General features: G+C 71.3%; 24 protein-coding genes. 15 read left to right on the forward strand and 9 right to left on the reverse strand.

The genetic code is table 11. From position 1 onward, the window contains the following. Positions 1-135: 135 nt before the first annotated feature. The 6 genes from ACTXG6_RS08075 to ACTXG6_RS08100 all read left to right on the forward strand — a co-directional run bounded on the left by ACTXG6_RS08075 (position 136) and on the right by ACTXG6_RS08100 (position 6,177). A complete protein-coding gene (locus tag ACTXG6_RS08075; protein WP_445187137.1) occupies positions 136-615 on the forward strand; it encodes an anthrone oxygenase family protein in 480 nt (159 codons plus the stop codon). Positions 616-677: 62 nt separating this feature from the next. Then, positions 678-2,507 (forward strand): SDR family oxidoreductase, encoded by a 1,830-nt coding sequence (locus ACTXG6_RS08080; protein ID WP_445187138.1) that lies wholly within the window; start codon positions 678-680, stop codon positions 2,505-2,507. 43 nt (positions 2,508-2,550) lie between these two features. After that, positions 2,551-3,480 (forward strand): metal-dependent hydrolase, encoded by a 930-nt coding sequence (locus tag ACTXG6_RS08085; protein WP_445187139.1) that lies wholly within the window; start codon positions 2,551-2,553, stop codon positions 3,478-3,480. Then, positions 3,477-4,691, forward strand: coding sequence for a PDR/VanB family oxidoreductase (locus tag ACTXG6_RS08090; protein WP_445187140.1), 1,215 nt, complete (start codon positions 3,477-3,479; stop codon positions 4,689-4,691). The genes ACTXG6_RS08085 and ACTXG6_RS08090 overlap by 4 nt, the downstream gene beginning before the upstream one ends. Then, positions 4,688-5,416, forward strand: coding sequence for a TetR/AcrR family transcriptional regulator (locus ACTXG6_RS08095; protein ID WP_445187141.1), 729 nt, complete (start codon positions 4,688-4,690; stop codon positions 5,414-5,416). Before ACTXG6_RS08090 ends, ACTXG6_RS08095 begins: the two co-directional genes overlap by 4 nt. Positions 5,417-5,736: 320 nt before the next feature. Beyond that, the gene (locus tag ACTXG6_RS08100) at positions 5,737-6,177 is read left to right on the forward strand and encodes a hypothetical protein (protein WP_445187142.1); all 441 of its coding nucleotides are present in this window, start codon (positions 5,737-5,739) and stop codon (positions 6,175-6,177) included. 12 nt (positions 6,178-6,189) lie between these two features. Here ACTXG6_RS08100 and ACTXG6_RS08105 read toward each other — a convergent pair whose 3' ends face one another. Then, positions 6,190-6,936, reverse strand: a complete 747-nt coding sequence (locus tag ACTXG6_RS08105) for a hypothetical protein (RefSeq protein ID WP_445187143.1) — start codon at positions 6,934-6,936, stop codon at positions 6,190-6,192. A 396-nt stretch (positions 6,937-7,332) separates the two neighbouring features. Between ACTXG6_RS08105 and ACTXG6_RS08110 the strand changes: the two genes are divergently transcribed. From ACTXG6_RS08110 to arsC, 5 genes are all read left to right on the forward strand, one after another. Beyond that, a complete protein-coding gene (locus ACTXG6_RS08110) occupies positions 7,333-7,767 on the forward strand; it encodes a Fur family transcriptional regulator (protein WP_445187144.1) in 435 nt (144 codons plus the stop codon). Positions 7,768-7,818: 51 nt separating this feature from the next. Continuing rightward, complete coding sequence (locus tag ACTXG6_RS08115) at positions 7,819-9,285, forward strand: catalase (protein WP_445187145.1); 1,467 nt, start codon at positions 7,819-7,821, stop codon at positions 9,283-9,285. Positions 9,286-9,488: 203 nt separating this feature from the next. Continuing rightward, entirely contained in the window at positions 9,489-10,124 is a 636-nt protein-coding gene (locus ACTXG6_RS08120; RefSeq protein WP_445187146.1) for a LysE family translocator, read from the forward strand. 78 nt (positions 10,125-10,202) lie between these two features. Next, positions 10,203-10,601, forward strand: coding sequence for a DUF5073 family protein (locus ACTXG6_RS08125; RefSeq protein ID WP_445187147.1), 399 nt, complete (start codon positions 10,203-10,205; stop codon positions 10,599-10,601). A gap of 192 nt (positions 10,602-10,793) precedes the next feature. Continuing rightward, on the forward strand, positions 10,794-11,153 hold the full coding sequence (gene arsC, locus ACTXG6_RS08130; protein ID WP_445187148.1) for an arsenate reductase (glutaredoxin): 360 nt from the start codon (positions 10,794-10,796) through the stop codon (positions 11,151-11,153). A 14-nt stretch (positions 11,154-11,167) separates the two neighbouring features. On the opposite strand, the gene ACTXG6_RS08135 is transcribed toward arsC, so the two are convergent. Then, a complete protein-coding gene (locus ACTXG6_RS08135; protein WP_445187149.1) occupies positions 11,168-11,542 on the reverse strand; it encodes a DCC1-like thiol-disulfide oxidoreductase family protein in 375 nt (124 codons plus the stop codon). A 43-nt stretch (positions 11,543-11,585) separates the two neighbouring features. After that, positions 11,586-12,680 (reverse strand): GNAT family N-acetyltransferase, encoded by a 1,095-nt coding sequence (locus tag ACTXG6_RS08140; protein WP_445187150.1) that lies wholly within the window; start codon positions 12,678-12,680, stop codon positions 11,586-11,588. Positions 12,681-12,851: 171 nt separating this feature from the next. On the opposite strand from ACTXG6_RS08140, the gene ACTXG6_RS08145 reads away from it, so the two are divergent. Next, entirely contained in the window at positions 12,852-13,271 is a 420-nt protein-coding gene (locus ACTXG6_RS08145; RefSeq protein WP_445187151.1) for an organic hydroperoxide resistance protein, read from the forward strand. 62 nt (positions 13,272-13,333) lie between these two features. Here the strand turns inward: ACTXG6_RS08145 and ACTXG6_RS08150 are convergent, their stop codons facing one another. The 3 genes from ACTXG6_RS08150 to ACTXG6_RS08160 all read right to left on the reverse strand — a co-directional run bounded on the left by ACTXG6_RS08150 (position 13,334) and on the right by ACTXG6_RS08160 (position 17,273). Further along, positions 13,334-15,277 (reverse strand): prolyl oligopeptidase family serine peptidase, encoded by a 1,944-nt coding sequence (locus ACTXG6_RS08150; RefSeq protein ID WP_445187152.1) that lies wholly within the window; start codon positions 15,275-15,277, stop codon positions 13,334-13,336. A 140-nt stretch (positions 15,278-15,417) separates the two neighbouring features. Then, positions 15,418-16,119 (reverse strand): phosphonatase-like hydrolase, encoded by a 702-nt coding sequence (locus ACTXG6_RS08155; protein WP_445187153.1) that lies wholly within the window; start codon positions 16,117-16,119, stop codon positions 15,418-15,420. Between the two features lie 26 nt (positions 16,120-16,145). After that, positions 16,146-17,273 (reverse strand): TIGR03364 family FAD-dependent oxidoreductase, encoded by a 1,128-nt coding sequence (locus ACTXG6_RS08160; RefSeq protein ID WP_445187154.1) that lies wholly within the window; start codon positions 17,271-17,273, stop codon positions 16,146-16,148. A 298-nt stretch (positions 17,274-17,571) separates the two neighbouring features. Between ACTXG6_RS08160 and ACTXG6_RS08165 the strand changes: the two genes are divergently transcribed. Beyond that, positions 17,572-18,903 (forward strand): ABC1 kinase family protein, encoded by a 1,332-nt coding sequence (locus ACTXG6_RS08165; RefSeq protein WP_445187155.1) that lies wholly within the window; start codon positions 17,572-17,574, stop codon positions 18,901-18,903. Between the two features lie 72 nt (positions 18,904-18,975). Here the strand turns inward: ACTXG6_RS08165 and ACTXG6_RS08170 are convergent, their stop codons facing one another. Continuing rightward, positions 18,976-20,106 (reverse strand): HoxN/HupN/NixA family nickel/cobalt transporter, encoded by a 1,131-nt coding sequence (locus ACTXG6_RS08170; protein WP_445187156.1) that lies wholly within the window; start codon positions 20,104-20,106, stop codon positions 18,976-18,978. A 786-nt stretch (positions 20,107-20,892) separates the two neighbouring features. On the opposite strand from ACTXG6_RS08170, the gene ACTXG6_RS08175 reads away from it, so the two are divergent. Then, complete coding sequence (locus ACTXG6_RS08175) at positions 20,893-21,975, forward strand: 3-deoxy-7-phosphoheptulonate synthase (protein WP_445187157.1); 1,083 nt, start codon at positions 20,893-20,895, stop codon at positions 21,973-21,975. A gap of 90 nt (positions 21,976-22,065) precedes the next feature. On the opposite strand, the gene ACTXG6_RS08180 is transcribed toward ACTXG6_RS08175, so the two are convergent. Together ACTXG6_RS08180 and ACTXG6_RS08185 are read right to left on the reverse strand one after the other, a co-directional pair. After that, a complete protein-coding gene (locus tag ACTXG6_RS08180) occupies positions 22,066-22,233 on the reverse strand; it encodes a hypothetical protein (RefSeq protein ID WP_445187158.1) in 168 nt (55 codons plus the stop codon). 134 nt (positions 22,234-22,367) lie between these two features. Then, positions 22,368-22,679 carry a MarR family transcriptional regulator gene (locus ACTXG6_RS08185; protein WP_445189948.1) on the reverse strand — a complete coding sequence of 104 codons (312 nt, stop codon included), beginning with the start codon at positions 22,677-22,679 and terminating at the stop codon, positions 22,368-22,370. A 5-nt stretch (positions 22,680-22,684) separates the two neighbouring features. Here ACTXG6_RS08185 and ACTXG6_RS08190 point away from each other — a divergent pair, with 5 nt between their 5' ends. Further along, on the forward strand, positions 22,685-23,629 hold the full coding sequence (locus ACTXG6_RS08190; protein WP_445187159.1) for an SDR family oxidoreductase: 945 nt from the start codon (positions 22,685-22,687) through the stop codon (positions 23,627-23,629). Positions 23,630-23,632: the final 3 nt, after the last annotated feature.

Genomic DNA, 23,632 nt, shown 5'->3' on the forward strand with positions numbered 1-23,632 from the left:
TTCTCAGGCTAGAGGGTCGCCGACCGATCCTCCAGAGACGATCGCGCATCGTTCTGCGCTCTTAAGCGATGGACCGTCTCGGTGAATGGCGGTTCCATTCTCAGCATGGCTGACACGCAACGAGGGGTGCGCACGATGAGCTCGCTTCTGGTGACACTGACGGTGCTGGGAATCCTGGGCTCCGCCCTGGTGGCCGGCGTGTTCTACGCCTTCTCCGGCTTCGTGATGCCGGCGCTGGCCCGGATGCCGGCGGCGCAGGGCATGGCGGCTATGCAGTCGATCAACATCACGGCGGTGCGGGCGCCGCTGATGCTGGCGATGTTCGGCACCGCGCTGGTGAGCGTCGTGCTGGGGGTGTTCGCGGTGCGCGGCTGGGGGCAGTCCTACGCGATCCCGTTGCTGGCCGGCTCGGTGCTCTACCTGCTCGGTTCGATCGTGATGACCATGGTCTTCCACGTGCCGATGAACGACGCGCTGGCGGTGCTGGACCCGACCGCTGCCGGCTCGGTGACGCCGTGGACCGACTATCTGAGCCGCTGGAGCGCCGGCAACCAGGTCCGCTGGGTCGTGCCGCTGGCCGCCTCCGCCTGCTACACCTGGGCGTTACTCCGTTGAGGGCGGTGCCGGACCTGATCCGGTGATCGACGGACTGTTGACGCTCTGTCTATGATGACAACATGTCTCACAACGCCGACGTGCGGGGCTCGGGCGACGACGCCGCGACGGATGCAGCCAACGTTGGGCCGAGCACGCGGCGGGTCACCGCGAGCGACGGTGTGCAGCTGGTCGTGCACGAGCGGGGTGCCCGGTCCGCCCCCACGGTGCTGGCGGTGCACGGCTACCCGGACGACCACACGGTGTGGGATGCGGTGGCCGACGAGCTGTCCGCCCGGTACCACGTGGTCAGCTACGACGTGCGCGGCGCCGGTGAGTCCGGGGAGCCGCGCACCAGGGCCGGCTACCAGCTCGACCAGCTGGCCGACGACCTGGCCACCGTGGCGGACGCGGTCAGCCCGGACCGCCCGGTACACCTGCTGGGCCACGACTGGGGCTCCATCCAGGGCTGGCACGCGATCACCGGCGAGCGGTCGGGTCAGCGGCTGGACGGCCGGGTCGCCTCGTACACCTCGATCTCCGGCCCCGACCTCGACCACGTCGGCGCCTGGTCCCGCGCCCGGCTGCGCCGGCCGACCCCGCGCGGGCTGCGCGAGCTGCTCACCCAGTTCGCGGCCTCCGGCTACATCGGTTTCTTCCAGCTCCCGCTGATCCCCGAGCTGGCCTGGCGCAGCGGCGTGCTCGCCCGGCTGATGGGCCTGCTGACCTGGGCGGACAAGGGGCAGCGACCGCCCGCCCTGGCCGACGGGCTGCGCGGCCTGGCGCTCTACCGGGAGAACATGCTGCCCCGGCTGCTGCGGCCGCACCCGAGGGCGACGAGTGTCCCGGTACAGGTGCTCTCGCCGACCCTCGACCCGTTCGTCACCGGTCCGCTGCAGACCGACATCGGCGACTGGACGAACGAGGCCAGGGTGCGCCGGATCCCGGGCGGGCACTGGCTGCCGCGCAGCCGGCCGGATGTGGTGGCCCGCTGCGTGTCCGAGCTGGTCGACCACGTCGAGGGCGCCCCGGCCGCCCGCGGTCTGCGGCGCGCGAGCACCCGGGCCGCGGCGATCCGCCAGCCCGCCCGCAAGCGCCGGCACCAGGGTTCGCTGGTGGTCGTCACCGGGGCCGGCAGCGGCATCGGCAGGGCGACCGCGCTGGCCTTCGCCGAGCGGGGCGCCGACGTGGTGATCGCCGACCTGAACGAGGTCTCCGCCAAGTCCACCGCCGCGCTGGCCGCCGGCCTCGGCGTCGAGGCCACCGCGTACCAGGTGGACGTCGCCGACGCCGAGGCGATGCGCCGGTTCGCCGACCAGGTGGTCGCCGAGCACGGGGTGCCGGACGTGGTGGTGAACAACGCCGGTATCGGCATGGCGGGGCCGTTCTCGGACACCTCGCTTGACGACTGGCGGAAGGTCATCGACGTCAACCTGTGGGGGGTGATCCACGGCTGCCAGGTGTTCAGCGAGCCGATGAAGGCCCAGGGCGAGGGCGGTCGCATCGTCAACATCGCCTCGGCGGCGGCCTACCTGCCCTCGCGCGGCCTGCCTGCCTACGCCACCACCAAGTCCGCCGTGCTGATGCTCAGCGAGTGCCTGCGCGGCGAGCTGGCCGAGCACGGCATCGGCGTGGTGGCGATCTGCCCCGGTCTGGTGCACACCAACATCACCGCCACCACCCGGTTCGTCGGCACCGACGACAGCGAGCAGAGCCGCCGCCAGCAAGCCACCTACGCCGCGTACGGCCGCCGGAACTTCACCCCGGAACGCACCGCCAAGGACATCGTGCGCGCCGTGGAGCGCAACACCGCGGTGGCCCCGGTGACGCCGGAGGCCAAGGTCGCACTGGTGCTGTCCCGGCTGACCCCGGCGGTGCTGCGGGCGGCGGCCAAGCGCGAGATCAACCTGTAGCGGGGATGAGGTGACGTTGGTGAGTGAGCCAGCGAAGACTTCGGTGAGTGAGCCAGTGCGGCTGTCCCTGGTCGAGTCGGCCGGCGTGGTCGACGATCCGGACCAGGTGGCGCTGCGTGCGAGAGACGTCCGGTTCGACTGGTCCCAGCTGCCCGTGCACTGGGTGCCCGACGACCCGTTCACCACGCACCTGCTCAACGTGTTGCACCTGCTGCTGCCCGAAGGTGAGCGGTGGTTCGTCGACGTGTTCACCGAGGCGCTGCCGTTGATCAAGGACGAGCAGCTGGCCGAGGACGTGCGCGGGTTCATCGGTCAGGAGGCGATCCACGCCGAGTCCCACCAGGGCGTGCTGGATCACTTCGCCGCGCACCAGCTGAACCCGGACCCGTACGTGGGACAGGTCCGCTGGCTGTTCCGGAAGGCGCTCGGTGACCGCGAGTTCACCGGCCGCAACGCCGACCGGCGCCGCACCGAGTGGCTGATCGAGCGGACCGCGGGCGTCGCCGCGATCGAACACTTCACCGCCTTCCTCGGCGACCTGATCCTCAACTCCCCGGAGCTCGACACCGCCGACGTCGACCCGACCATGCTCGACCTGCTGCGCTGGCACGGCGCCGAGGAGGTCGAGCACCGGGCGGTCGCGTTCGAGCTCTACCAGCACCTGGACGGCCGCTACCTGCGCCGGGTACGGCAGATGTTGATCGTCGCCCCCGGGATGGCGGCGATGTGGTTCCTGGGTGTGCGGTTCCTGATGGCCAACGACCCGACCGGTCGGCGCCGGCCCCGGCTGCGGGACGCCATCCGGGCCCGCCGCCGCTACGACCTGCCCGGCCTGTGGAAGTTGTTCTTGCTGGTGGTGCCGTACCTGAAGCCCGGTTACCACCCCAGCCAGTACGGCTCGACCAGCCAGGCGGTCGCCTACCTGGCCACCTCACCGGCCGCGATGGCCGCCGACGAGCGAGCCGGGCGGTGAGCACGGAACCACTCTTCGCGCCGGTGCCGCACCCCGAGCCCGCCTCGAACGGCAGCGCACCGGCCGAGGGAGCAGCCGTGGCCACGGCGGCCGGTTCGGCGCCGGTGATCGCGCCGCGGCCGGAGTCGCTCCGGCGGCCGGCCACCGAGGAGCCGATCCCGGAGCCGACCCGGTTCTTCCGCACGTTCGGTGCGGCGATCAGGATGAGCGGCCGGTTCAGCACGCTGGGCCGGCGCCCTTCGGTCGTCGCGGTGAACCGTGAGCTACGGGTCGTGGTGCGAGAGGTTCGCGCGGAGGCCAGCGACGTCGTGAGTCTGCGGCTGGTGCGGCCGCGGGGTGAGCGGGCCGCCGGGGCGCTGCCCGCGTGGCGGCCCGGTGCCCACCTGGACGTGGTGCTGCCCTCCGGTCAGGTCCGCCAGTACTCGCTGTGCGGCGACCCCGCCGACCGCGACAGCTACCGGATCGCGGTGCGGCGGATCGCCGACGGTGGTGGTGGCTCCCACGAGGTGCACGGGCTCGCCGAGGGCGCCGAGCTGACGGTGCGCGGCCCGAGGTCGGCGTTCCCGCTGATCCAGGCGCCGCGGTACCTGTTCCTGGCCGGCGGCATCGGGATCACGCCGATCCTGCCGATGCTGCGGGCGGTGGCGGCCACCCGCGCCGACTGGCGGTTCGTCTACGCCGGCCGTGACCGCGGCTCGATGCCGTTCCTCGACGAGATCGCCGAGCTGGACCCGTCCCGGGTGGTGATCAGGGCGGACGCCGAGCACGGTGGGCCGGCGACCGGTGCCGAGCTGCTCGAGTTCGCGCCGAGCGGCGAGACCACCGGTTACCTGTGCGGTCCGGTGCCGATGCTCACGGCGGTGCGTGCCGCGATGAACACCGCTGGTGCGCCCGGCCGGGTGGCCGCACTGCATGTGGAGCGGTTCTCCGCGCCACCGGTGCTGGGCGGTCGGCCATTTACCGTTGAGCTGGCGCGTTCCGGTGGCATCCTGGAGGTTCCGGCGGACCGGTCGCTGCTGGAGGTAGTCGGCGAGCGGCTGCCGGATGTGGCTTACTCCTGCCGGCAGGGCTTCTGTGGGACCTGCCGGACGAGGGTCCTCGAGGGCGCGGTCGAGCACCGCGACCGGGTGCTCACCCAGCAGGAGCGGGGCACGACGATGACGATTTGTGTGTCCCGGGCGGGGGGAGATCGGTTGGTGCTCGACCTGTGACCTCGGATCACGTGCCGGGGCGGATCGACTACGCCTACCCGGCGGGCCGCGGCCGTTCGCCACGCCGGATGAGCCCGGAACGGCGTCGCGAGCATCTGATCGAGACCGCACTCGGGCTGTTCGCCAACCAGCCGCCCGACCTCGTCACGGTCGACGACGTGGTGCGGGCCGCGGACGTGTCCCGGGCGCTGTTCTACCGGTACTTCACCAACATCCATGACCTGCGGGTGGCTGCCCTGCGCGCCGTCGTGGACGAGCTGCTGGCGGTGATCACGCCGCCGGCGGACGCCGGCCTGCTGGACCAGGTCCGGTACTCGCTCAGCGCCTTTCTCGGCTCCGCGCAGACCTATGCCGGTGCCTATGTGGCGTTGCTGCGTACCGGCTCCGTGATCGCCACCCCGGAGACCAACGAGCTGGTGGACAGCGTGCGTGAGCACGTCGTGCGGATCGTCAGCGAGCGGGTCGGCCAGGCCAACGGGGTCGACGCCGATGACGTGTTCCGGCCGGCGCCGATGTTCGAGCTGACCCTGCGCAGCTGGTTCGCCGTGGTGGAGGGTTCCAGCGTGGCGTGGCTGCGCGAGGGCAAGCTGGCTCGCGAACGGTTGGAGAGCTGGCTGGTGGACCAGCTGGTTGCCATGCTCGCGACGACCGCGCGGCACGACCCGGCGACGGCATCCCAGCTGGGCGCCGCGCTCCGCAACACCGCCGCCCCCCAACTCCGCTAACCCCGCCGCACGCCCGCACGCCGCGCACGCCCGCACGCCCGCACGCCCGCACACGTCCGCACAGAGCCCGTCGCGCTCGTACAGACCCTGCAACGTCTGTGCGGCCCGCGGCCGGTCTGTGTCAGGTACTTCTTCAGGTCGAGCGGTTGTCACGGACCGCGTTCAGCGAGGCTGACTTTGGCTGCGGTGAGTCATATTCAGCCGCTACGACACGACCTCATCAATCTATTGGGTGGCGAATGCGTGTGGCCGCAGTGACGGTTGGTAGCTTTTCGCAGCTAGTGATCGTCAAGTGATTGTTGAGGGATGCTGTGCCCCGAGTGCGTGGACTGGTTGTTGCGCTCGCCTGCGCCGTCGGTGCGGTGCTCGGCCTCAGCAGTGCCAACCTCGCCGACGCAACACTGGCGGCCTGCGGCGGTGTCGCCGCCGACCGCACCCCTCAACCCGGCCCGACCAGTTCGATCGTTCAGTCGGGCGCGGTCACCGTCGAGCAGGGCACATTGCCGGCGCTCAAGCAGCGGTTGCTGGGGGTCGCTTGTGATCAGCACGACGAGCGCGCCTCGGTGCCACCCGGCAAGCCGTTCGTTGCGACCGCGACCCGGCACCTGCCCATTTCGGAGCGGGCGTTGCCTCCGGGCGTGGAAAATCCGGTCACCGATCGGGCGATGGCTCTCGTGATCGGCTGGGCGATGTTGGCTCTGGTCGGCGGCGGGCTGTTCGTCGGCCGCCGGCCGAGGCGGGTCGCCAAGCCCGAGCTCTGAGCTGTCGGACGGTCAGCGGCAACCCGAGGTGATGCCGACCGGGCGGTTCGGGTCGAAGTAGGCGTCCAGCGGTTCGGGGTCGTGGTACCTCGGGTCGGCGTCGTGGTCGACCGGCGGCGCCGGCGCGGTGATTCCCTTGGTGGACGCGGCGCAGTCCATGCCGTGCCAGTAGCCCGTTGTGCGCCCCAGGTACATACCGCGCGAGGACGGTCGCAGACTCGCGCCGAGCGGGAACATCCAGTGCGTCTCGGAGTGGATCACGACGACGCCGGACGGCTTGGTGAACGCGTAGGCGAACACGTAGTTGCTGGTGACGTCGAGCGCCGGGATGCCGTTCCAGTCGATCCGCTGGTAGCTCAGCTGCCCGCTCACCCTCGGCTCGGCAACCAGCGAGTTGCCCGGGGTCAGCCGGATCAACGCGGTGCCGTACCCGCCGGTGTCGAACCGGGGGCCGACGGTGGACGCGCTGTCCGGGGCCAGCAGGTTCAGCAGTGGGCCGGAGTCGTGGTCGACCAGCATCCGGGGATCGAGGTAGGAGGCGACCAGCGCCTGCCGGACCCGGGCCAGCGCGTCGGCCACCTGGTCGGCGGTCATCCCGTCCACCGGGCCGGCAAGCGGCAGGGTGAGCCCCGCCTCGCCGGCCGGGAAGTTCTCCGCCGGGGTGGACTCGTAGGGGTTGGTCGAGAAGACCAGCGGCGACCACCCCCTCCTGGTGATCCACAACGAACCGACGACGGCCAGGATCAGGGCAGCCGCCATCAAGCGCCGTCGGTTGCGACCGCGGCGCGCCCGAGTGGGCGCATGCACCACTCGGTCTACCTCGTCGAGCATTGGAGTCTCATGTCTGGGACGCGCTTACTGATCTTCTTCGGGGGAGCGAATGTCACTGATGGTGACACCGGCGGGGGAGACCGCGTGACCGCCATTCAGTGGAGTAACGAGCACGTTTCCGATTTTCACTCCGACATTTCGTGTCCAGGCAACTACGCATCGTAATGGTAGGCGGTCGTCCCCGGGGTGGCTCCAACGGGCTCCGACAGCTCTCGTGGGGTGATCGGGTCGACAGGCTGTCATGGATGTCCACGATGGGTCGAATCGGGCGACCTCAGCGTGCCTTGTCTTGACTAAGTCCAGAAAAGGTGGTGTGGTCGTCGTGTGACCGACACCCAACTCCCGGCCGATGCGCGGCAGCGACTGCGCGGTGCCGGGTTGCGGGTGACCGAGTCCCGGGTCGCCGTGCTGGAGGTCCTCGGCGACCATCCGCACGCAACCGCCGACACCGTCGCCAGGCTCGTCACGCTGCGCCTCGGCTCGGTGTCCAAGCAGGCCGTCTACGACGTTCTGGCTGCCTGTACGGACGCCGGTCTGCTCCGTCGCATCGAACCGGCCGGTTCGGCCGCCCGGTTCGAGACCCGGATCGGCGACAACCATCACCACCTGGTCTGCCGGCGCTGCGGGCGGACCGAGGACGTGGACTGCGCGGTCGGCCAACGGCCGTGCCTGACTCCGAACGACGACGCCGGCTTCGCGGTAGACGAGGCCGAGGTTGTGTTCTGGGGACTCTGTCCCGACTGCCAAGAACAGAACTGACCAGCGGGCGACCATCGCCGCTCACCACCACAACATTGAGGAGAAGTCGCTGTGACCGATACGCGGCCAACCACCACGGATGCCGGTATCCCGGTAGCGAGTGACGAGTTCTCGCTGACCGTCGGTGCCGACGGCCCGATTCTGCTGAACGATCACTATCTGATCGAGCAGATGGCGAACTTCAACCGGGAGCGGATCCCGGAGCGTCAGCCGCACGCCAAGGGCGGTGGCGCGTTCGGCCATTTCGAGGTGACCAACGATGTCAGCGCGTACACCAGCGCGGCGCTGTTCCAGCCGGGTGTCAAGACCGACATGCTGATCCGGTTCTCCACGGTCGCGGGCGAGCGCGGCAGCCCCGACACCTGGCGGGACCCGCGCGGTTTCGCGGTGAAGTTCTACACCTCCGAGGGCAACCTCGACATCGTCGGCAACAACGTGCCGATCTTCTTCATCCGCGACCCGCTGAAGTTCCAGCACTTCATCCGGTCGCAGAAGCGCCGGCTGGCCAACAACCTGCGCGACCACGACATGCAGTGGGACTTCTGGACCCTGGTCCCGGAGTCGGCGCACATGCTGTCGTGGCTGATGGGCGACCGGGGCATCCCGAAGAGCTGGCGGCACATGAACGGCTACTCCAGCCACACGTACAGCTGGGCCAACGCCGCCGGTGAGAAGTTCTGGGTCAAGTACCACTTCAAGACCGACCAGGGCATCGACTTCCTCACCCAGGAGGACGCCGACCGCATCGCCGGTGAGGACGCGGACTACCACCAGCGCGATCTGTACAACTCGATCGAGGCGGGGGACTTCCCCAGCTGGACGTTGAAGATGCAGATCATGCCGTTCGAGGACGCCAAGACCTACCGGATCAACCCGTTCGACCTGACCAAGGTCTGGCCGCACGGGGACTACCCGCTGATCGACGTGGGCAAGATGACGCTGGACCGCAACGTCACCGACTACCACACCGAGATCGAGCAGGCCGCGTTCGAGCCGAACAACATCGTGTCCGGCACCGGCCTGAGCCCGGACAAGATGCTGCTGGCCCGGGGCTTCTCCTACGCCGACGCGCACCGTGCCCGGCTCGGGGTCAACTACAAGCAGATCCCGGTCAACCGGCCCAAGGTCGAGGTGCACAGCTACTCCAAGGACGGTGTCGGGCGGACCGTCAACGCCTCCGACCCGGTGTACGCACCGAACTCCTACGGCGGCCCGAAGGCCGACCCGTCGCGCACCAACGAGGTGCTCTGGCACTCCGACGGTGAGATGGTCCGCACCGCCTACACGCTGCGCCAGGACGACGACGACTACAGCCAGGCCGGTGTGATGGTCCGCGAGGTGCTGAACGACGAGCAGCGCGCCCGACTGGTCAACAACGTCGCCGGCCACCTGGGCGGCGGGGTGTCCGAGCCGATCCTGGCTCGCGCCTTCGAGTACTGGCGCAACATCGACAAGGACCTGGGCGACAAGATCGAGCAGGCCTACAACGAGAACAAGGGCGCGCCCGCCGGGTACTGAGCCCGCAACGAACTGACGCGCGTACCACCACCACCGGCGCCGGCCCCCGTTCCCTACCCAGGGAGCGGGGGCCGGCGTCTGCCCGGCCCACCGAGCGCTTTCCCCGCGAGTCGGGGCTCTCAGCACACCGAGTCGGGGTTCTCAGCACACCGGCTTCGAAACCCGGAGACATCTCCCGAACCGCTGCCTAGCATCGGATCACGATGCTCACTCAGCTGCTCGCCTTCATCGCGGTCGCCGCGACCCTGACCGTCAGCCCCGGTCCGGACTTCGCCGTGGTGGTTCGCAGATCGATCACCGGTGGCCGGTTCCACGGCATCGCCTGCGGGATCGGGGTCGTCACCGGGTTGGGCGTGTGGGGGGTGGCCAGCGCGGTCGGGATCAGCGCGGTGCTCGCGGCGTCAACGGTGCTCTACGACGGGCTGCGGATCGCCGGCTCGGTCTACCTGGGTGTGCTCGGCGTGCGGGCCTGGCGCAACCGAGGCGGTTCACCCGAGGTCGCGGCGGACGGGTCGGCGCCCCGGTCGGGCAGCGTGGCGGCGGCGTTCCGGTCCGGTCTGGTGACCAATGTGCTCAACCCCAAGGTCGGCGTCTTCTACCTGTCGCTGCTGCCGGCGTTCCTGCCGCCGGGGATAGCGGTGCTGCCGGCCACGCTGATGCTGGTGGCCGTCCACGCGCTTCTCGGGATGCTCTGGCTGACGCTGATCGCCTCGATGGTCGACCGGGCGCGCGGTTGGTTGACCAGGGAGAAGGTGCGCCGGGCGGTGGACCGGGTGACCGGCGGCGTACTGGTCGGGTTCGGTCTCGCGGCGGCCTCCGAGGTGGCGCTGCGCGCCTGAGCACGACCGCCCGGCCGCCGCCGGTGCGACTGCAAGACTGGACCCCGGCAAACCACGAGACCAAGGGGCGTGACCGCGATGAGCTCACCGATCGGCCCGTCCGACGACCTGACCCAGGACCAGGCCGCTTCGGTGCTCGCTGCGGCGCTGGCCGGCCCGGGCGCGGAGTCGGTGCTGGCCAGCTTTGCGGGCGTGCCGGGCGCGGTGTTCGTCGCGCCGCGTACCGGTGGCTTCCTGCGCAGGGCCGAGCCGGCTCGCCTCGACGTGGGGCAGTGGCGGTTCGTGGCCTCGGACCGGCTGCAGGCCAGTCACGTGGTGCGCGACGTCGTCCTCAAGACCTCCGTGGTCAGCGCGGGCGAGGGTGGCCGGTTGCTGGCCGGGGCGGTACTCGACGCGGCACGGGAGGCCGGCCCGGCGGCGCTCGCCGAGGTGCAGTCCGTGCTCTACGGGATGGCCGTGGTGCACGGTCTGGCCTGAACCGACGACCGTGGACGACGCGCCGCGCCGGTCGGATCGCGGCGAGAGCCCGGGGACCGTTTGCGGCTGTGTGCGCGATGGCTCACATTTGTGCCGAAAATGTGAGCGAGCGGTCACAACGCCACGGAACAACCCCCCGGAGCGAGCCCCGGAACACCGGACCACGGCGCGCGGCGTCCTACGATTCAGGGCATGAGCGAGCCGAGCGTCACCGTCTGGCACAACCCGCGCTGCTCGAAGAGCCGGGGCGCGCTGGCCCTGCTCGCCGAGCGGGGCGTCGACCCCGAGGTCGTCCGCTACCTGGACACCGCACCGAGCAGGGCCGAGTTGGTCGAGGTGCTGCGCCGGCTCGGCAGCGACGACCCGCTGGTCATCACCCGCACCGGCGAGGCGCGCTACCGAGAGCTCGGCCTGGCCGGCGCCGACCGGGACACCGTGCTGGACGCGCTGGCCGCCAACCCGATCCTGATCGAGCGCCCGATCGTGCTGGTCGGCGACCGCGCGGTGGTGGCGAGGCCGCCGGAGCGTGCCCTGGAGCTGCTCGAGCCGTAAGGGGCCGATCTGGCTCAGCCGCAGTCGTCCGGGTACCGGACGCACCACGGCGTGATGCCGGGCAGCCGGTGCCGGTGCTCGGCCACCCATTGGTACAGCCGGCGCTGGGTGCGGGCGGTGCGTCGGTAGAGCCGCTCCGGCCAGTTCGCGGCCAGCGCGTACGCCAGCGCGGCGTTCACCGCGGCGGCGCCCTCCGCCCGGGAGCCGTCGGCACCCAGCCACTGCAACGACCCCGCGCACTGCTCGCGGCTGATACCGAGCAGCTCGGGCACACCGGACCGCTGGTAGGGCACCGTGTCGATGAGCCGCCGGCGATCGAGCAGCCGGAGCCAGCCGAGCGCCCGGGTGCAGAAGCCACACTGACCGTCGAACACCAGTAGCGGAGTCATGCCGCTAGTTCTAGCGCGGCGCCGGGCTACCGGCGAGGTTTGGTCACGGTGCGGCGCTGACCGGCTGGCGCAACTGGACCTGCACCCGCAACAGGCCGTCCACCAGCTGCGCGGTCGGCCGCAGCCCGGAGCGGCGGAGCAGCCGGGTGATCCGCAGGTTGCCCGGGTGGGCCACCGCCGACAGCTCGAGGTAGCCGGACTCGGTGGCCAGCTCGACCGCGCGGCGGACCATCGCGGTGCCGACGCCCCGGGCCTGCCAGGCGTCCTCCACCAGCACGCCCAGCGCGGCGCGGCCGCCACTGTCCGGGTCGAGCGTCGCCAGCCCGACCGCGTGCCCGCCGTCGGTGGTCAGCGCGAGCAGCCCGGTTCCGTTGCCGGAGCTCCCGGTGAGCAGCTCGGCCAGCTCGCCGGGGGGCAGCGTGGGGCTCGGGTTGAGGAATCGGCCGCGCCGGGTGTCCGGGGTGCAGCGCGCGTGCAGCGCGGCGACCAGCGGGCCGTCGGCCGGGCTGGCCACCCGCAGCTCCACCTCGGAGCCGTTGCCGAGCAGTACTAGGCCCAGGCTGACCGGATGCCTGGCCGACCGTGCCCCGGTACCTGGCTCCGTGCTCGCCTCGGCGCACAGCTCCGCGAGTTCCACCAGCACGGCGGCCCGGGACAGTTCGGTCGCGGTGAACGCCCAGGCCCGGTTCAGCGCGATGTCCTGGCCGAGCACCCGCAGCTGGTGGGTGTGCCCGGTCGGTTCACCTGGGACAGTGATCGCCGCGTCGGTGTGTTCACCGGGGAGCAGCCGGGCGTGCAGCAGGCTGGCCACCGCCCGGGGGGCCGTGGTCGGGTCGCTGGCCACCCGTCGCGCCAGCGCCAGCGACGTGGTCACCGGGTCGCGCAGCTCGCCGGCCCCGGCCGGTACCGCAAGCGTGCACCCCATTCCGGCCGCTCGGATGCGTTGAGCCAGCGCGGTGGCGGCCCGTTCGTCGGCCGCGTCCACCAGGAGTTCGTCGGTCACCGCGCCGTCCGGTCCGCGTTCGCCGAGCACGGTCAGTGACACGATGTTGCAACCGGCGCCTCCAACCGCCGCGGCCAGTTCGCCCAGTCGCCCCGGACGGTCCTCGACTTCGACGTGCACTCGCCACAGCCCCACGTAGTGCCTCCTTCGTTAGCGATCATCCCCACCGAGTGTTTCCGATGTGATAACGACGCGCTACGGGTCGCTGATGGTAGACCGGTGCGGAAGGTTGTGAACCGCACAGCACGCCCGAGGTGGGCACGCGCTCCACCGCGCGGTACTCATGTCATGAAGGGACCACAAGTCATGGACGTCAAGTACACGGCGCACGCTGTCTCCTCCGGAGGGGGGCGCGACGGCGCTGTCCGTTCCGACGACGGCCTGATCGACCAGCAGGTCAAGATGCCGCCGGCACTGGGCGGTCCCGGCGGTGGCACGAACCCCGAGCAGTTGTTCGCCGCCGCGTTCTCCACCTGTTTCCACAGTGCGCTGCGCCTGGTTGCACGGCAGGAGAAGGTGAAGATCAGCGACGACGCCACGGTGGAGGCCGCGATCGGCATCGGTCCGGACGACACCAGCTTCGCGATCACCGCGACCCTCACCGCTACCCTGCCCGGCCTGGACCAGGACCGGGCGGACGAACTCGTCGCCAAGGCGCACCAGGTGTGCCCGTACTCCAAGGCCACCCGGGGCAACATCGAGGTGACCCTGGTCGCCAAGGTCTGATCCGGGACTCGTGGGTGGCTGGCGTCGCCATCGCAACGCCAGCCACTCACGAGGGTGTTACCTCAGCTGAGCACGGCCCGGCGGGCGAAGGCGATCTCGGCGGCGGTGTAGCGGATCGTCTCGGCGACCACCAGCGAGCCGTGCCCGGCGTCGAAGCGCAGCACCCGGTAGTCCAGGTCGCCCCGGGCGGCCAGTGCGTCCAGGTAGTTGTCGACCTGCTGGATCGGGCAGCGCGGATCGTTCTCGCCGGCCAGTACCAGCACCGGAGCCCGCACCCGCGCTACGTAGGTCAGCGGCGACGCCGCCCGGTACCGCTCCGGCAGCTGCTCAGGCGAGCCGCCGAACAGCGCCCGGTCGAATGCCCGCAGCTGCTCCATCTCGTCGGCGTACGCGGTCAGGTAGTCGGCCACCGGAACACCGGCGATGCCCGCCGCCCAGCGGTCCGGCTGGGTGCCCAGCGCGAGCAGCGTGAGGTAGCCACCCCAGGACCAGCCGTTGACCACGCAGCGCGCCGGGTCGGCCAGCCCCTGCTCGATGCACCAGTCGTGCACGGCCGCCACGTCGGCGAGCTCGGTGAGCCCCGGGTTGCCCTCGATGGCGTCGCGCCACCCGGAGCCGTACCCGGTCGAACCGCGGTAGTTGACCTCCACCACGGCGAAGCCGGCCTCCACCCAGGCCGCGCGGACGGCCGAGAACCGGTCCTCGTCGGCCGCGTGCGGGCCCCCGTGCAGGACGAAGACGGTGGGCAGCGGCTGTCCGGACTCCGGCCAGGTGCCCGCCGGTACCGCGATCAGCGCGTGCACGGCCGCGCCGTTCGAGTCGGTGCCGTCCGGGCTGGGTACCCAGGCGTCGACGACCGGCACGGACCCGGGCGCCCGCTCGCCGGCCGGGGCGATCAGCTCGCTGTCGGTGCCGTCCGGGAACAGCGCCCGCACCGACGGCGGGGCGGCCGCCGACGAGCAGCTGTACTCCACGGTGCCGTCCGGGCGGACGCTGGCCGAGCCGACGCAGCCCGGCGCGGTACCCAGTGTCTCCAGCTCGGCGGTGACCAGGTCGTAGCGGTGCAGTGTGGTCCGCGCGGCGTGCGTGTGCACCACCAGCAGGGCGGCGCCGTCCGGATAGAAGCCGCCGGACAGCTCGCCCGGCAGGTCGATGGGCAGCTCGGTCTGCACCCCGGTGGCCACATCCCAGATGAGCAGCTCGTCGCGGCCCCGCCGCTCGTGCCCGACCAGCAGCCGGGTGTCGCCGGGCAGGTCCGGGAACTCCATCGGGCTCAGCCCCTTGCCCGGACCGTCGGACAGCTCGGCCACCGTCTCGCCGAGCTGGGCACCGTCCCCGCCGCTGACGCGCACCACCCGCAGTGACGGGTGCCGCGAGTCGCCGTGCTCGGAGTGCGAGATGGCCAACAGCGTCTCGTCGTGCGACAGCGCGCCCACCCCGGCGTCCTCGGCGTGCTGGTAGATCAGCTCGGCCGGCCCGCCGTCCCGGCTGATCCAGATCCGGCTGCCGTCGTCGGTGGCGGTACCCAGTGCGACCACCCGCTGCCCGATGTCCAGGCCGGCCGGGTAGCCGTCCAGTGCGTCCGCCGGCCCGGCCGCCGGCGGTGCCACGGCGGGCTCGGGCGCGTCGCCGGCCGGCAGCCCGGCGAACGGCTCGGCGACCCAGTGCCCGAACTCGTCGCCGTCGGTGTCGGCGAACCACCACAGCTGGCCACCGTCGGGGGTGAGCGTGGCGGAGTGGGTGCCGGCCGGGCGGTTGGTGACCTGGCGATGCTGGTCGGTGGCCCGGTCCCAGGCGTAGATCTCCCAGGTTCCGCTGGAGTTGGACGGGTAGGTGCAGCGGTCCGGAGCGTCCCTGGCCCAGTCCGGCAGCCCGATGCGGGGTGCGGTGAAGCGGGCCCGCCAGCGTTGCTCCTGTGCCGGGTCGTCGAACAGCTGGTCCGGTACGTCCGCCTTCGGGTGCGCGGAGGGGCGGTCGGTCAGGGTTTCGCCGGAGTGCTGGGTCACCTCACCGATCCTGCCAGCGCACCGGGCGGTCGTGAGTGGCGAGTGGTCCGATGGGACCACTCGCCGCTCACCGGTGTCTCCAGGGGTGGCTTCGGTCCGCTGCAGCCGGCTTGGGCCGGCTCCGGCCGGCTTTAGCTGGCTTAGCTGGCGGTGTTGGCGAGCTGGGCGGGCCGTAGCAGCGCGGGCAGGTCGGCGATCGAGGTCAGTACGTGGGTGGCGCCCTCGGTGCGCAGTGTCGGTCCGTCGTGCGCCCCGGTGAGCACGCCGGCCACGATCGACGCGCCGGACCGCACGCCGGTGCGGATGTCGCTGGCGGTGTCGCCGACCACGGCGATCTGGGCGACGTCGTCGACCTTCAGCCGCAGCAGGGCGGTGAGCACCATGTCCGGGTAGGGCCGCCCGCGCCCACCGGCGTCCTCCGGGCACAGCACCAGGTCGGCGACCGAGTTCCAGCCCAGGGCGGTGACCAGGCGTTGCTGGGTGTCGCGGCTGAACCCGGTGGTCAGGGCGACCAGGATGCCGGCCGCGCGCAGCGTTTCGATCGCCTCGAGCGCACCGGGCAACGGCACCGCACGGCCGGCGTCGATCTGGTCGTTGTAGGACTGCTCGAACGCGCGGTTGGCGAGCTGCGAGTTGTCCTCGTCGAACACCGCGCGGAACACCTCGATCTTGGACTGCCCCATGGTGTCCCGCACGTGTTGCCACAGCTCGGGCTCGCGGGCGGCCGTGGCCCCGGCGGCCGCCAGTGCGGCGCCGAACGCGGTCTCCACGAGCCCGTCGTCGGCCACCGTGGTGCCGGCCATATCGAGTACGGCGAGTCGGATGTCGGGCTGGTCGCTCATCTGTGCACTCCTCGGATTCGTGTGGTTTAGAGGCCGGCCAGGTCGGCGGTCTGCTCGGCGATCGCCGGCGAGAGCGTCATGCCACGCCCGCCAGGGCCGGTGACCAGCCACAACGCCGGGTCCAGCGACTGGCGGTGCACCACCTGGGTGGGGTCGAGGCACTGCGCGTAGACGCCGGCCCAGCGCCGCACGATCGGCGGCAGCGGACGGCCGAGCAGGGCCTCGACCACGCCGGCGAGGTGCTCGTACGGCGCCTCGTCCAGGTCGAACGGGAACGGCTCGGTGTACTCGTGGGTGTCGCCGATGGTGAGTCCGCCGTGCGCGCGCTGTACGCAGAGCAGCTGCATGTGGTGCTCGGCGGCGATCGTCGGCTGCGGCTCGGCGGCGCGCAGCGAGTCCAGCGCCGGCCCCGCGAACGCCGGGTAGTAGCGCATCGAGTCACCGTCGGCGAGCGCGGTGGGCAGCGGTTCGCCGAGCGCGGCGGTCTGCATCATCTGCAGTCGGACCCGGCGCACCGGCAGCTCGCCGGCCAGTTCCCCGGCGAGCCCGGTGAGGGTCGCGCCCGGGCAGAGCAGTGCCAGGTCGGCGTCGTGCCGGGCGCCGGTCTGGTCGCGCACGCTCGCGCCGCTGGCCCCGGTGCCGATCTGGCGCGCCTCCCGCCCGGCCAGAAATCGGTAACGCCCGGTCGGTTCGAGGTGGGCGCGCAGCGCCGGCAGCGCCACCCGCGACTCCACCGCGGCGTCCTTGGAACACCACAGCGCGGCGAGCAACTGACCGCGCAGCGCCGGGTGGCACCGCCTCGTCTCGGCCTCGTCGAGCACCGCGACACCCCGCTCGACGGCGTCCGGCGCGGCCGCGACCTGTTTGGCCACCGCCAGCTCCGCCTCGGTGCGCAGCACGGTCAGCGATCCGCACGCCCGGAAGCCGATGCCCGGCACGTCCGCGCCGAGGCGCTCCCACAGCTCCCTGGCCCGCAGCGTCACGGGCAGCTCGGCGGCCGACCGCCCGGACACCCAGACCAGACCGAAGTTGCGCACGGTGGCGCCCCTGGCCTCGGGCTCGCGTTCCAGCTGGGTCACCTGGTGTCCCCGGCGGACCAGCTCGGCGGCGTGCATCGTGCCCAGCACCCCGCCACCAATCACCACGATTCGCATGGGAGCAACCATCGCAGATTGGTCTAGACCAAACGACCTTCCGGAGGGGAACAATGCGTGAACTCTGGTCTAGACCAATCGAATGGAGTAGTGACGGTCGTCACGGTGCTCGCCGGGGCGCGCTTCTCCCCGGCCGCACAGACCAGGTGTCGCCCGCGCAGGCCCTGCAGGCTCTGTGCGGGCCGTAGCCGGTCTGTGCGAGCGGATGCCCGTGCGCCCTCGGATGGCCCGGCCGGGTGTCGGCAGTACCGCCTGAATGTGTGTCGCCGGGCTACTTTCGGTAGGTTACGTTGGCCCGATGACCGATCCGCCGAAGCGAGCCTTCCAGCGCACCGCCCGTCTGGGATCGTTGCCGGTCGGCTTTGCCGGCCGGACCGCCGCCGGCTGGGCCAGGCGAATCACCGGCGGGGACCGCGAGGAGATCGCCGCCGAGCTGGCCATGCGCAACGCCGACCAGATCTTCGCCGTGCTCGGCGAGCTCAAGGGCGGCGCGATGAAGTTCGGCCAGGCGCTCTCGGTGTACGAGGCGATGATCCCCAACGAGTTGGCCGAGCCGTACCAGGAAGCCCTGATCAAGCTGCAGGCCAACGCGCCGAAGATGCCGGCCAAGGACGTGCACCGGGTGCTGGCCGAGCAGCTCGGTCGGAACTGGAGCCAGCGGTTCGCCCAGTTCGACGCCGACGAGGCCTCCGCCGCGAGCATCGGGCAGGTGCACCACGCGATCTGGCACGACGGCCGCGAGGTGGCCGTCAAGATCCAGTATCCCGGCGCCGACCAGGCACTGATGTCGGATCTGCGCACCCTGCAGCGGTTCGCCAAGCTGCTGCAGATGGTGGTACCCGGCGCCGACGTGCGCGCGCTGCTCAACGAGCTGCAGGACCGCATGATCGAGGAGCTCGACTACAGCGCCGAGGCGGACAGCCAGCGCACCTTCGCCGCCGCACTGGCCGACGACCCCAAGATCAGGGTCCCCAAGGTGATCGCCTCGGCGCCGAAGGTGATCATCACGGAGTGGATGCCGGGCCGGCCGCTGTCCGAGTTCGCGCACAACCCGACCGAGGACGCCGAGGAGCAGAAGCTGCGCGACTGGATCGGCGAGACCGTGATGGAGCTGCACTTCTCCTCGCCGGCCCGGGTCGGCCTGCTGCACTCCGACCCGCACCACGGCAACTTCCGGCTGCTCGAGGACGGCCGGCTCGGCGTGATCGACTTCGGCGCGGTGACCCGGCTGCCGGACGGCATCCCGCGCCCGCTCGGCCAGATCCTGCGCCTCGCCGCCGACGAGCGGGCCGGCGAGATGATGGAGCTGCTGCGCCGGGAGGGCTTCATCGGCCTGGAGGACAAGGTCACCGCCGAGGACGTCATGCATTACATCGGCGCGCTGGCCAACCCGCTGCGCGAGGAGACCTTCCACTACAACCGGACGTTCATGCAGGCCGAAGGCGGGCGGGTGACCGCGCCGGGCAGCACCGACTTCCGGACCGGCCGCGCGATGAGCCTGCCGCCGCAGTACCTGATGTTCATCCGGGTCGTCGCCGGCTGGATGAGCATCCTGGCGCAGATCGACTGCTGGGTACCGTCCCGGCGGATCGTGGCCGAGTGGGTCCCCGGCTTCACCGACTACGACTAACCGCCGTCCCGGACCTCGGCGAGTCGGGAGATTGTGCAGGGCGAGTCGCGGGATTCCGCGGCCCGCCGGCGTTCAGTCCGCCTCGGGCGCCGCGCTCAGGTGCGCCGACCACTTCTGCTCGATTCGCCCGACCCGCCAGATCAGCAGCGCGGCCAGCCAGGTGAGCACGAACAGCCCGACCACGCCGAACCCGACGTAGTCCAGGTCGAGGTCGGCGATGGCGGCCAGCGGGCCGGATTCGATGCCGAGCTTGTCGGTGAGCAGCCCGATCAGCTCGATCATGCCGATGATCAGTGCGACGGCCACCGACAGCGACGTGATGGCGATGTTGTAGAAAACCTTGCGGACCGGCTTCATGAACGCCCAGTCGTAGGCGAAGCACATGAACGCCCCGTCGAGGGAGTCGAACAGGCTCATGCCGGCGGCGAACAGCACCGGCAGCACCAGGATCGCGTACCAGGGCAGTGCGCTGGCCGCTGCGCCACCGGCGATGACCAGGAGCGCGACCTCGCTGGCGGTGTCGAAGCCGAGGCCGAACAGCAGGCCCACCGCGAACATGTGCCAGGGCCGGCGCACCGTTTTCGTCACGCCGCCGAGGATCCGGTTGAGGAACCCCCGGTTGTTCAGCTGGACCTCGAGCTCGGCCTCGTCGAACCGCCCGGAACGCATCGCCCGGAACACCTTGACGATGCCGATCAGCACCACCAGGTTGAGCACGCCGATCAGCACCAGGAACAGCCCGGACGCGCCGGTACTGATCAGCCCGCCGATCCGCTTGAGCGACGAGCCCTCGTCGGAGATCTCGCCGGCGACGGCCCGGACGCCCACCGAGAGCAACAGCACCATGACGAAGACGATCGCCGAGTGGCCCAGCGCGAACCAGAACCCGACCGACAGCGGCCGGTGTCCCGCGCCCCGCTCGGCGAGCAGCTTGCGGGTGGTGTTGTCGATCGCGGCGATGTGGTCCGCGTCGAAGGCGTGTCGCATGCCCAGCAGGTACGCGGTCAGGCCGAGCCCGAGGCTGAAGGCGCCGGCGGTGCCGAGCTGGTAGTGCTCCGGCGCGACCAGCAGTGCGAGCACGGCCCAGGCCCCGGCGGTGACCACGATGAGGAAGCCGGCCATGCCGACCAGCGAGCTCCGCTCCGCCGGGGAGAGCGGCGCCCGAGGCGGTGATGCGGGTTCGAACCGCTCGGTGACACCCATCGACGATCGACTCCTCACGGCACGACTGCCCTCATCACATCAGGCGGTCGCGCACATCTCAACGGGTGATCAGATGATCAGGGGGTAGCTCACAGTCCACTCTCAGCGGTCGGCGGCGGGTCCGAGGCCGGCGACCACGATGTCCAGCGCGACCCGGAACTCCGCCGCCGGCTCGGTCCGGGTGGCCGCGTCGGCGATCTCGCGCAGCCCGGGGGTAGCGCTCCGCCGGCAGTGCCTTGGCCCGCGCCAGCACCGTCACGGTGCCCTCCCCGCGTCCGCCGGACAGCGGGCCGGCCAGTGTCGGCCTTGGCGAAACCGGTCACGAAGCCGGACACCGCGCGGAACGCCGTGAGCAGCGCGAAGCCGCCGTGGCCACCTCGGCGCCAGTGCCCGCAGCAGTGCCTCGGCGTGGACCAGGGTCGGTTCGTCCAGGGTGCGGCGGGTGAGGACCAGCGGATCGCGTTCGGGTGCGCGCGACCAGGTCGCCTTCCTCGCCGAGCACCTGCGCGCCGGCCGATCCGACAATCGTGAGCTGCCGGCCCGGGACTCGTGAGTGGCTAGCGTTGTCCTGACAACGCTAGCCACTCACGACTTGCTATCGGTGGGCGCCGGTGATCCGGACACGCTAGACTGCGGGCATGCGGCGTTATTTCTGGTTTAGCAGGCCGGCCCCGGGTGGGCCAGCCAGCGGCCGTCTGCGCTGACTTCCCACCCCCGAGCCGGAACCACTGAGCCGGCTCGGCGGATCTTTCGGGGCGGCTCCTGCCTGAGAGGACGCCCCATCTCATGACCGTCGTTGACGAGCCGCGCGTCGCTGCCCCGCTGGACGGGCGGCGTACCGCGAAGATCAGTCCGCTGATCTCGCCCGCGCTGCTGCGCCAGGAACATCCGATGTCGCCCCATATCGGGCCGCGGATCGAGCGCGCCCGCGCCGAGATCACCGACATCCTCAACGGCGTCGACGACCGGCTCGTGGTGGTCGTCGGCCCGTGCTCGATCCACGACCGGGACGCGGCGCTGGAGTACGCGGCGCTGCTGGCCAAGGACGCGGAGCGGCTCGCCGGCCAGCTGCGCATCGTGATGCGGGTGTACTTCGAGAAGCCGCGCACCACGCTCGGGTGGAAGGGGCTGATCAACGACCCGGAGCTGGACGGCAGCTTCGCGGTCAACAAGGGGCTGCGGCTGGCTCGCGGCCTGTTGCTGGAGGTCTCCGAGCTGGGCCTGCCGGTGGGGTGCGAGTTCCTGGACCCGATCATCCCGCAGTTCCTCGCGGACGTGGTGTCCTGGGGTGCGATCGGGGCGCGCACGGCGGCGAGCCAGGTACACCGGCAGCTGTGCAGCGCCCTGTCCATGCCGGTCGGGATCAAGAACTCGACCGAGGGTGATGTGCAGGTCGCGGTGGACGGGGTGCGGGCGGCGGCCGGTGAGCACGTGTTCCCCGGCATCAACTCCGACGGGCTCGCCGCGTTGATCAGCACCACCGGCAACCCGGACTGTCACGTGATCCTGCGCGGCGGCTCGGGCGGCCCGAACTACTCCGCCGCCGACGTGATCGCCGCACTGGGCAAGCTGCGCGCCGCCGGCCTGCCGGAGCGGCTGATCATCGACGCGAGCCACGGCAACAGCGGCAAGAGCCACGTCCGCCAGGGCGAGGTGGTCTCCGAGATCGCGGCCAGGGTCGCCGGTGGTGAACGCGGCATCATGGGTGTGATGCTGGAGAGCTTCCTGGTCGCCGGCCGTCAAGACCTCACCCTCGGGCGCGCGGAGGAGCTGACTCGCGGCCAGAGCATCACCGACGCGTGCATGTCCTGGGACACCACGTCCGCGCTGCTCGAGGAGCTCGCCAAGGCGGTCGAGGCCCGGCGCTGAGCCCTGGGGTGGGGACGGGCAACCGCTCGGCGGGCAGGGTGACCCGGCCGCGCGGCGCCGCGTCCGGGGACGCCGCCGCCAGCCAGACCGTCAGCGGCCGAACCGCCGGGCGGCTCCCCCGACCCCGGCCATGAACAGGGCGAGGCAGAGCAGTCCGGCCGTGAGCAGGACCGTTGCGGTGATCACACTGAGCGTGATACCGGCCAGCTCGAAGATCAATGCGAGCAGGAACAGGACTGCGGCAACAATGGCGAGCATGGGTTCCTCCATGTGCGATTGGGCGCTCAGTATCGGCGTTGTCACCCTGCGTCGCAGGCTCTGGCGGGCGTCGCGGGCGGGTCGTGGCCGGTTCGAGACCGGGGTGGCCGGCTGATCGTGACCAACCGGTCTCACTAGGGCGGCTCGGCCATGCCGCGCAACTCGAGCCGGGCTTGTTCGGTGCTGGCCCGGACGAAACCGAGCAACGCCGCGACCAGCTCATCCGGGTAACTCGCCAGGGTTGCCCGGCTGCGCGCCACGATGTCGTCGTACTGGCGCAGCACCCGCCGCAGGCCCTCCGGCGTCGGCTCCACGCGCACGCTGCGCCGGTCGGTGCGCGACGGCACCCGGCGGACGAACCCGGCACGCTCCAGGCGGTCGATCATCCGGGTCACCGCGCCGGTGGTGCGACCGAGGGATCCCCCACGGGACGCCGTCGGAAGTATCCTTCTTGAGTACTCACCCCGTCCTGGTCACCGGAGCCACCGGGACTGTCGGCCGCCATGTGGTCGACGGGTTGCTGGCCGCCGGTCAGCCTGTCCGCGCGCTGACCCGCCGGCCCGGCACCGCCGGCCTGCCCGCCGAGGTGGACGTCCGCGAAGGCGACCTGGACAAGCCCGCCACGGTGCTCGATGCGCTGGCCGGCGTACAGCTGCTCTACCTCTTCCCGGCGCCGGAGCTCACCGGCACGCTCGCCGCCGCCAGGGCCGCCGGAGTCGAACACGTTGTGCTGCTGTCCGTCGAGTCCGTCGAGTCCGCCGAGCCCGATGCCAGCAGCCGCGCCCATCTGGCCTGCGAGGCCGCCGTGCTCGCGACCGGGATGTCGCACACGTTCCTGCGGCCGGGTGCGTTCATGGGTAACGACCTCATCTGGGTGCCGGAGATCCAGTCGTTCGGCACGGTCAGTGCGGCCTACCCGGATGCGGCGCACGGCCCGGTCGACGAGCGGGACATCGCCTCGGTGGCCGTCGCCGCGCTGTGCCACCCCGGGCGGTTCACCGGCGTCGTGCCGCTGACCGGGCCGGAGTCGCTGACCCAGCGGCGGCGGGTGGAGCTCATTGCCGGGGTCACCGGCCAACAGATCGGCTTCGTCGAGCTCACTGCGGAGCAGGCGCGCACCCGGCTGAGCGCGTACCTGCCGGCCGCCGTGGTCGAGCTGCTGCTCGGTGTACTGGCCGGCGCGCCGGCCGACGTGCCGATGCGGCGGCGGCCCCGGACGCCATCGGCCGGTCGGCGTATCGCTACGTCGACTGGGTGGATCAGCACCGCGCCCGGTTTGCCCGCGCGACACCGCGGTGAGCCGGAGCCACGCGGGCCCCGCTCAGCGTGCCGTCCACCGAACGTCAGCCCAGGTAGAGCTCCGGGATCGTGTACGGGGCGTATGGGTTCGGTTTGACCG

This window comes from Pseudonocardia sp. Cha107L01 (genome assembly GCF_052566575.1).